The sequence below is a fragment of the Flavobacterium sp. Leaf359 genome, assembly GCF_001423985.1.
Classification (GTDB): Bacteria; Bacteroidota; Bacteroidia; order Flavobacteriales; family Flavobacteriaceae; genus Flavobacterium; species Flavobacterium lindanitolerans.
In genome coordinates, this window is record NZ_LMPW01000014.1 from 181036 (window position 1) to 190421 (window position 9386).

Here is a 9386-nt window from a genome sequence, read left to right on the forward strand (position 1 = left end):
TGTTTCTATTAGTAAAATTGTCAATCAAAAAAATGCTGACTATGAAAATGTTTATAATAATGCTTTTTTTAACGATGTGTCAAAATCTTGTTTCTCAGAAACTTCCTCCCGTATTTTCAACCACTTCATTATATAATGGAGAAGAATACGAATATAACTCAAAAAGAGGCAATTATGCCCTAGACACACACAATGAACGAGACCAATACGTAGGTCTATGGGAATATAATCAAAACGGCATACTCTTCCAACTAAAAATTGAAAAGATGGACAAGGCAATATACAGAAGAGAATATATCCCCGAATCAAAAGGCCATTGGGAATATTCTGATATATTGATATTAAGATATTGTCTTGTAAAAAATGATATTCTTCTTTTTGATAACTTAAACGAAAGCGATGTTGACCCAATTGTAAATTATGCCATAAAATTTGGTCTACGCAATTATGCAAATGGCAGGATATGGGATCGCACGAGAAATATTATAGGCTCACATACCATCACGCGATTGGAAACCAATCCTCCAAAAATAATTTTTAAACTGGGAAGGTCGAAAAACATATTTATGAATGAGATTACTTCTTATTATGACAATCAGCCCTTGTATAGTATTCCTACTGATGGAGTAGAAATGCTTAAGATTGATTAAGAATAAAATGTTCAAAAACAATCTTTATTCTATTAAAAAAGGCTTTCTCAAATTAGAGAAAGCCTTTTATTTTATAGTTTCTTGGCTTCGTTCCAGAAAACATCCATTTCGGCCAATGTCATTTCGGATAATTGCTTTCCTAATTCGTTAGCTTTATTTTCAAGATATTGGAACCTCTTAATAAATTTCTTATTGGTTCTTTCCAGAGCATCTTCAGGATTAATTTTCAGGAATCGGGCATAATTTATCATGGAAAACAAAACGTCTCCAAATTCAGATTCGATTTTATCCTGGTCTCCGTTTTTGATTTCTTCCTGGAATTCCTGAATCTCCTCCTCTACCTTATCCCAAACCTGATGCGGTTCTTCCCAATCAAATCCCACACCTTTTACCTTATCCTGGATTCTGATTGCCTTTACAAGTGCAGGAAGACTTTTAGGAACACCTTCCAAAACTGATTTTTTACCTTCCTTGAGTTTCAGCTTTTCCCAATTTTGCTTGACTTCTTCTTCATCCGCTACAGTCACATCTCCATAAATATGCGGATGGCGGTAAATCAACTTTTCACAAATCTCATTGCAAACATCAGCAATGTCGAAATCATTGGTTTCGCTTCCTATTTTGGCATAAAAAACAATATGTAGCAAAAGGTCTCCCAATTCTTTTTTAATCTCCTGCAGGTCATTATCCAGAATAACATCTCCCAATTCATAGGTTTCTTCTATGGTAAGGTGTCTTAAAGTCTGCAAAGTCTGTTTTTTATCCCAGGGACATTTTTCGCGCAAATCGTCCATAATATCTAACAATCTGCCAAAAGCATCGAGTTTCTGCTGTCTTGAATTCATAGGAAAGGTTTTTATAAAGATAAAAAAACAGCCACAGATTGGAGGATTTTCACAGATTTCGGATTATCCTACCTGTGCCAATCTTTTAATCTGTGGCTTAAAGTTTTACAAGAATTAATTCTTGTTTGGAATATTTTTCAGTATTTCCAGAACAAATTTCCAGTATTTTTGAGCCGAAGCGATATCTGCCCTTTCATCAGGAGAATGCGCACCTTTGATGGTAGGACCAAAAGAAATCATGTCCATATCCGGATAATTCGTTCCTAATATTCCGCATTCCAAACCTGCATGGCAGGCCACCACATTCGGTTTGCTTCCGTTTTGCTTCTCATAGATTCCTGTCAATATATCAAGAATTTCCGATTTTGCATTGGGTGTCCATCCCGGATAAGAACCCGTAAACTCTACCTCACAGCCCATCAGTTCAAATGCAGAACGCAAAGCGTTAGCCAGGTCCATTTTTGAAGATTCTACAGATGAGCGGGTAAGACACTGAAAAGATAATTTTCCTTCACCTACAATAACTTTTGCAATATTGTTGGATGTTTCAACCAGGTCGTCAAAATCAGCACTCATTCTATAAACACCATTATGGGCAGTATACATTGCCCTGACGAAATAAAATTGCGCTATAGATGGCATTACCTTTGCCGGAACCGTATCCAGTTTTTCAAACAAGATTTCGAGATTAGGTTCCATCGTCTTGAATTCTGTTTTGATTTCATTTACGATTTCCTGCATATCAAAAACAAAGGCTTCGTCATAAACCTTAGCGATAATCACTTTTGCAACACTCTCGCGCGGAATTGCATTTCTAAGGCTTCCTCCTTTGATTTCAGAAATTTGTAATCCAAAATTATCGAAACCGTCAAATAACAAACGGTTCATAATCTTATTGGCATTCCCAAGCCCTTTGTGAATATCCATTCCTGAATGTCCTCCTTGCAAGCCTTTAACGGTAATAGAATAACCTACAGATCCTTCCGGTGTGTCTTCTTCATCATATTCAGCAGTAGCTGTCACATCAATTCCTCCGGCACAACCTATGTCAATTTCATCGTCTTCTTCGGTATCCAGATTCAACAGAATTTCACCGTCCAACAAACCTCCTTTTAATCCCATTGCTCCGGTCATTCCAGTTTCTTCGTCAATAGTAAACAAAGCTTCGATTGCCGGGTGAGGAATATCAGTAGATTCCAAAATAGCCATGATTGTAGCAACACCCAGTCCGTTATCCGCTCCAAGTGTAGTTCCTTTGGCACGAACCCATCCATTATCTACATACATTTCAATACCCTGAGTATCAAAATCAAAAACGGTATCGTTATTTTTTTGGTGTACCATGTCCAAATGCGACTGCATGACAATGGTCTTCCTATTTTCCATACCAGCAGTTGCCGGTTTTTTGATGATTACGTTTCCTACTTCGTCTTCAATAGTTTCAAGACCAAGTTTTTTGCCAAAATCTTTCATGAAAGCAATGACTCTTTCTTCTTTTTTAGAAGGGCGCGGTACAGCATTCAAGTCGGCAAATTTATTCCAAAGTGCTTTGGGTTCAAGGTTTCTTATTTCCTGACTCATTATTTATTTTGAATTTAGTGTATAGCAAAGTTACAAAATCCCCCAGGCTAAGGCCGGTGTTAGAGGATATGTTTTTCAAATATTTTTTTGGCTTTTTTTACGGAAACTTCTTTTTTCCAGACATCTTTTGGTTGTATACAAACTACCGGAGCCTTTTTGCACATTCCCTGACAGTCCATTTTTGAAACGCAAACCTTATCTTCCAGACCAAATTCAACAATTTTCTTTTTGAGATAATCTTTTGGCTCTTTATTGTACTTACCACACTTTTTTCCGTTACAGAAAAAAATTATCTTCTCATCATTTTTCTTTTTCATAAACCATCAAAGTAAGCTCTTGATTTTGCGTTAAAACCTACTGCAATTTTACAACTAATTATTCTTTCCGAACGGGTCTGTGGTATTAATTTTTGCCTAAAATTTGAGTTCTAAAAAACTTTAAATCGTTCTGTCGTATATTTACGGAAACAAACATTCTGTTATGAAGAAATCAAAAATTATTTGGAGCATTTTTTTGGTGATTCAGGTAGTTCTGCTCAAGATAGTGTCTTTTTTTCCTGAAGTCATTGAAAAATACTACAGTAATGGCTTCTATCTGAGTGTTTCTAAAATTTCAAGAACCGTTTTTGGCAGCCTTCCATTTTCTGTAGGTGATGTTTTGTATCTGGTTTTGATTATTTTCCTGTTGTATAAACTATATAAGAAAAGAAAAGAAGTCCTTTCATGGAAATCATGGAAATCAGACTGGAAATCAAAAACACTTTCTATTCTGGCTTCTATTTCTATTTTTTATTTTTTCTTCAACTGTTTGTGGGGCTTAAATTACCATCGTATACCCTTATATGCCAAAATGAACATTGATAAAGAATATACCTTGGAAGAATTGGAAGCATTTACAAAAAGAATGATTGCGAAAACCAATGAAATCCATAGCAGGATTGTAAAAAATGACAGCTCACAGGTTGTCAGTCCTTATGATATTAAAACCATATACGTGATGACGCTAAGCGGATATGGCAATCTTGAAAAAAAACATCCCTACTTTGAATACCAAATTCCAAGTATTAAAAAATCTCTGGTAAGTCTTCCGCTGACTTATATGGGTTTTGGCGGCTACCTGAATCCTTTTACAAATGAGGCACAGGTTAATTATAAAATTCCAAAATACAACTTCCCTACAACAGTCTGTCATGAAATGGCGCACCAGATTGGCTATGCTTCAGAAAGCGAGGCCAATTTCATAGGCTATCTTGCATCAATAAATAATAAAGACGATTATTTCCGGTATTCAGGCTATTCTTATGCTTTGAAATACTGCCTGAGCAATCTCGAAAAAATTCAAGAAGGAAAAAGTAAAGAATTCCTGCCACTTATCCATCCAGGAATACTGAAAGACTTTCAGGAAACAAAAGATTTCTGGAAAAGCTACCAAACACCTGTCGATACCTTTTTTCATTATTTCTATGACCATTTCCTAAAGATAAACCAGCAAAAAGACGGTCTGGAAAGTTATAGCAAATTTGTAGGGCTCATGATTGGTTATTATAAAAACCATCCTCTTTAATCAGATTTCATCAAAAGTAAAACTGGTAAAGCTTTTCTTTTTGTAAGGCCTCACAATCAGTCTTCCCTCACGGTCAAAACGGATATAGTTATAGAGCCAGTTTAAAAAGACCACCGCCTTATTTTTAAATCCGATTAGTGAAAAAAGATGCACAAACATCCATACAAACCAGGCAAAAACACCGTAAAAATGATAATTAGGCAAATCGACAACGGCCTTATTTCTTCCAATTGTTGCCATTGACCCTTTATCATTATAATGGAAAGGTTTCATTTCCTGATTTTGGATGAGTTTTATAATATTTTCTCCCAGTAATCGGCCTTGCTGCAATGCCGGTTGTGCCACCATAGGGTGACCTTGCGGATATTCTTCGGTGGCCATCATTGCAATATCTCCAATGGCAAAAATATTCGGGAAACCAATTACCTGATTGTATTCATTCACTTTAATTCTTTCAACTTTTTCCATCAGTGAAGAAGCCGGAAGGCCATTGACCATTGCTCCCTGTACTCCGGCTGTCCAAATCAATGTGGCAGTTTCCAAAACAACATCCGTATTGGTAGATATTGTCCTTCCGTCATAACTGGTCACCCTGATGTTTTTTAAAACATTTACACCAAGGTTTTTCAGGTATTTTTCAGCAGCAGATGATGATTTTTCAGACATTGTATTGAGGATTCTGTCTCCGCTTTGGATAAGGTTAATCTGCATTTTGCTGATATCCAAATCCGGATAGTCTTTTTGCAATATGGCATTCTTCATTTCTGCCAAAGCTCCTGCCAGTTCCACGCCTGTAGGACCGCCTCCAACCAGAACAAAATTAATCAGTGCATTCCTCTCATGTTCATCATCAGTCAGAAGTGCCTGTTCAAAATTTTCGAGTATAAGACTACGGATATTAAGCGACTGTGGAATGGTTTTCATAGCAATGCTATTTCTTTCGATTTCCTTATTCCCAAAATAGTTGGTCTTCGAGCCTGTTGCAATGACCAGATAATCGTATCGGAGTTCGCCAATATCGGCTATAATTTTATTGTTTTTTGTGTTGATGTCATTGACATGACACAGTCTGAAATAGAAGTTTTTATATTCGTGCACGACTTTCCGGATCGGATAGGCAATCGAGCCTGCTTCTAAACCGCCAGTAGCCACCTGATACAGGAGTGGCTGGAAAGTATGGTAATTATGCTTATCCAAAAGCACTACCTGCACGGGTTTATTTTTTAATTTCTTGGCCAATGCAATTCCTGCAAAACCGCCGCCTACTATAACAATTCTTGGATAATCTGACTGTGGAATATTCATCTTACTTTATTCTTACTGCAAGATACGAAGTTTTCTATCGAAAAATAAGGCTACTCCAGACCTGCTAAAAATAAAATTTAGCTAACTTGTAACAAAATTGCTTTATACGCTACTAACACAACATGGGTCAAGATTTAGAAAAGTCTTTTGTCAAACAGTTAAAAGAAAACCAGAATATAATCCACAAGATTTGTAGATTATATACGTCTGGTGAAGACGCCCATAATGATCTTTTTCAAGAAATAACAATCCAGCTTTGGAAGGCCTATCCAAAATTCAGAGGTGACTCAAAATTCACCACCTGGGCCTACCGCGTTGCACTAAATACAGCCATTACCTTATACAGGAAAAGCACGCGGTCAATTTCCACAACAGAATTTGACAATACAAAGCACTTCATTAAGCAGGAGGATTATAATTATGAAGAAGAGGAACAGATAAAATTAATGTATAAAGCCGTATACCAGTTAAACGACATTGAAAAAGCTTTAATTTTCATGTATCTGGAAGATAAGGATTATGAGGAAATATCGGAAACTTTGGGAATCAGCGAAGTGAATGCGAGAGTGAAAATGAACAGGATTAAAGGGAAATTAAAGAAAATATTAAATCCTTGATAAGGAAATAAAAAATATGAAAGAATTAGATTTATTAAAGAAAGACTGGCAGAAGAGGGCAGATTCCTTCCAACAGGTTTCGGAAAAAGATATTTATAAGATGATTCATAAGAGTTCATCTTCTGTAGTACGATTAATATTGATTATAGGAATATTCGAGTTTTTATTTTGGATTGGAATTAGCCTTTTCTCAAATAACGATGAGTATTTCAATAAACTTAACATGGACAATGTAATGGTGTTTTTAAGAGTGCTCTCATATACTCACTATGCAATTATTATCTTTTTCATCTATTCGTTTTACAAGAATTATATTGTGATCTCAACGACGGATTCCACTAAAGTCCTGATGAAAAACATCCTCAAAACGCGAAGGACGGTAAATATATATATATGGTATAATTTGGGAATGACTATTTTCTGCCTGATAATAGGATTCTGTATTGCTTATTTTTATAATCCTGATTTGGCCTTAATGAAGGATAAAATTGAGCATGACGGTATAAAAACCATGGCAATCTTTATTGGCAGTATGCTTATAATGATAATCCTATTTACCTCTGTCTTCTGGCTTTTCTACAAATTGCTATATGGCATCCTGATGCGAAAGCTGTATAAGAACTATGAGGAATTGAAAAAGATTGATTTTTAATGAGATTGAGTCATAAAAAAAGAAGATGGGATTAATAGTCCCATCTTCTTTTTTTATTTAACTCTTCTTCTACTTTTAAGACTTCTTCTAAAACTTCCGGTCGAAGTACTTTTAAAAAGGAAGGATGTTGCTCAATCGCGTATTCCACCTTTTCAACGATTTCTTCAATTGAGTCGTTTTCATAATCAATATCTAAAGGCTCTTTAATAATAAAAGACTGAAGTATTCCTTTTTTCTTCAAACGTAATCCTTTTTTATCAAAAGAACGTCTGAATCCGTCAATAACAATTGGGACAACTATTGGTTTATGCTGCTTAATGATATGGGCAGTACCTTTTCTTACCGGTTTAAAAGATTTTGTAGTTCCTTGCGGAAATGTGATTACCCAACCATCTTCTAAAGCAATTTTAATGTTTTCAGTATCGTTTAGGTTGACTTCACGTTGAATGTCTTTTCCTTTGGCACGCCAGGTTCTTTCAACTGTAATCGCTCCAGCATAGGCCAAAATTCTGGGAAGAAGACCTTCTTTCATTGTTTCTTTCGCAGCAACGTAATAAATATTAAGCTTTGGATTCCAGATATAACCAATATTTTTAATATTATCTTCCCTGCCTTTTAAGCTGGCATTAAAAACGTGAAACATAGCCACAACATCGGCAAAATAAGTCTGGTGGTTTGAAATAAACAATACATTCCTATCCGGTAGTGCCCTGATGATTTCAGATCCGTCTATCTGCAATTCATTAAAGCCTCTATAACGCCTGTGCGTGAGTATTCCGAATACCCGGATAAGCCATTTTTTTAAAAAAAGTATATGACCAAAAGGATTTCTTTTAAACAATCCCATAATTAATTCAGCATTTTTAAAACAGAACGGCAAACATACAAAATCATCGCTATTAAAGCACTCTTTTTATCGTTTCTTTAAGCTCATTAAGTATCATAGCGGTTGCCCCCCAAACGATATGACCTTGCAGGTCAAATGCCGGAACCTCAATCTCATCTGCATATGATGTTTTTAATTGGACATTTGTCAAATTCGTATCGTCCATAAGATCTTCAAGAGGCAATTCAATCATTTTTGCGACTTCATCGGGGCTCGGATCAAAAATTAATTCACTTAGGCATACTCCTAAAAATGGAAAAACCAAAAAACGGCTTGGAGGGATATATACTTCAGAAAAGGCCTTTATAACTTGTATTCTTTCTGGCAGAACACCAATTTCTTCAAAAGTTTCCCGAAGTGCCGTAGTCGCAAGATTCATATCTTCCGGTTCTACTTTGCCTCCTGGCAAAGCCACCTGTGAGGAATGAATACCTGTGGAAGCATTTCTTAAAATTAAGGCCAGATATGCCTTTGTATTTTTAGGATAGACCAGCATCATGACCGCTGCATTTCGAAGTCCGTCTCTATCGTAGGATTTATCAATTAATGAAGAAATACGATCTAAAGAAGCCATTTTTATATGGGCTTCTACAGCTGGTAGCGTTTCTTTTTCTATTTTTGGGATATATTTTAAAAATACCGGAAAATCCATTATAAATTTTGCAATGTGATTCAATAAAGGTACGCAAATTAATTCTAATCAAATCTATTTATCCAAATGTATAGTAAGGCGGAAGCACAAATCATAAAAAAAGAATTTTGGGTCAATTTCGCTGAGGAATATCCCAGAAAATGGCTTCTTTACGATACTAAAATAAAAGACTTTTCTTTTAAATTTTATGTTGACAATAAAAAAGCACAAGTACTTATTGATATTGAATCAAAAGACGAAGAGAAAAGAAAAATCTATTATGAAAAAATTGAGTCTTTAAAACAAATTCTTGTGGACGAATACATTCCGGACGTTATTTTTGAAAGAAATTTTCATCTGGAAACAGGGAAAGTAATAAGTAAAATTTGGGTTGAAAAAACAGGCATCAGTCTTTTTAATAAGGCAACCTGGCCAGCCATATTTGATTTCTTCTACGAAAACATGGATGCTTTTGAAAGGTTTTTCTATGAATATCAGGATTATATAACCGATTTAGAAATTAATACCTAAATAGCTTTTGCTTTCCGAAAATTTTATAAGCCAATTTTGATTGGCTTATTTTATTTATGGGATTTCCCCAAAACAAAAAAGGGTTCCCTAACGGGAACCCTTTTCAAAGGAAGGCGGCGACATAC

Annotated in this window: 11 protein-coding genes; 5 read left to right on the forward strand and 6 right to left on the reverse strand. The window is 35.5% G+C overall.

The genetic code is table 11. The features are described from left to right. Positions 1-41 precede the first annotated feature (41 nt). Positions 42-650 (forward strand): DUF6705 family protein, encoded by a 609-nt coding sequence (locus ASG38_RS15235; RefSeq protein ID WP_157486188.1) that lies wholly within the window; start codon positions 42-44, stop codon positions 648-650. 71 nt (positions 651-721) lie between these two features. On the opposite strand, the gene mazG is transcribed toward ASG38_RS15235, so the two are convergent. From mazG to ASG38_RS15250, 3 genes are all read right to left on the reverse strand, one after another. Continuing rightward, positions 722-1495, reverse strand: coding sequence for a nucleoside triphosphate pyrophosphohydrolase (mazG, locus tag ASG38_RS15240; RefSeq protein WP_056072990.1), 774 nt, complete (start codon positions 1493-1495; stop codon positions 722-724). Positions 1496-1609: 114 nt separating this feature from the next. Further along, entirely contained in the window at positions 1610-3076 is a 1467-nt protein-coding gene (locus tag ASG38_RS15245; RefSeq protein ID WP_056072992.1) for an aminoacyl-histidine dipeptidase, read from the reverse strand. 59 nt (positions 3077-3135) lie between these two features. Then, positions 3136-3393: a ferredoxin gene (locus tag ASG38_RS15250; RefSeq protein ID WP_056072994.1), complete on the reverse strand. Its 258-nt coding sequence runs from the start codon at positions 3391-3393 to the stop codon at positions 3136-3138. A gap of 163 nt (positions 3394-3556) precedes the next feature. On the opposite strand from ASG38_RS15250, the gene ASG38_RS15255 reads away from it, so the two are divergent. Beyond that, positions 3557-4639 (forward strand): DUF3810 domain-containing protein, encoded by a 1083-nt coding sequence (locus tag ASG38_RS15255; protein WP_056072996.1) that lies wholly within the window; start codon positions 3557-3559, stop codon positions 4637-4639. Here ASG38_RS15255 and ASG38_RS15260 read toward each other — a convergent pair whose 3' ends face one another. Beyond that, on the reverse strand, positions 4640-5944 hold the full coding sequence (locus ASG38_RS15260) for an NAD(P)/FAD-dependent oxidoreductase (RefSeq protein ID WP_056072999.1): 1305 nt from the start codon (positions 5942-5944) through the stop codon (positions 4640-4642). Positions 5945-6066: 122 nt separating this feature from the next. Here ASG38_RS15260 and ASG38_RS15265 point away from each other — a divergent pair, with 122 nt between their 5' ends. Next, a complete protein-coding gene (locus ASG38_RS15265; RefSeq protein ID WP_056073003.1) occupies positions 6067-6561 on the forward strand; it encodes an RNA polymerase sigma factor in 495 nt (164 codons plus the stop codon). A 16-nt stretch (positions 6562-6577) separates the two neighbouring features. Next, positions 6578-7213: a hypothetical protein gene (locus tag ASG38_RS15270; RefSeq protein WP_056073006.1), complete on the forward strand. Its 636-nt coding sequence runs from the start codon at positions 6578-6580 to the stop codon at positions 7211-7213. Between the two features lie 31 nt (positions 7214-7244). On the opposite strand, the gene ASG38_RS15275 is transcribed toward ASG38_RS15270, so the two are convergent. Together ASG38_RS15275 and ASG38_RS15280 are read right to left on the reverse strand one after the other, a co-directional pair. Next, positions 7245-8060: a 1-acyl-sn-glycerol-3-phosphate acyltransferase gene (locus tag ASG38_RS15275; RefSeq protein WP_056073009.1), complete on the reverse strand. Its 816-nt coding sequence runs from the start codon at positions 8058-8060 to the stop codon at positions 7245-7247. A gap of 52 nt (positions 8061-8112) precedes the next feature. Beyond that, positions 8113-8751, reverse strand: coding sequence for a CoA pyrophosphatase (locus ASG38_RS15280; RefSeq protein ID WP_056073012.1), 639 nt, complete (start codon positions 8749-8751; stop codon positions 8113-8115). Positions 8752-8817: 66 nt separating this feature from the next. Here ASG38_RS15280 and ASG38_RS15285 point away from each other — a divergent pair, with 66 nt between their 5' ends. Beyond that, positions 8818-9261, forward strand: coding sequence for a DUF4268 domain-containing protein (locus tag ASG38_RS15285; protein WP_056073015.1), 444 nt, complete (start codon positions 8818-8820; stop codon positions 9259-9261). The last annotated feature ends 125 nt before the right edge of the window (positions 9262-9386 follow it).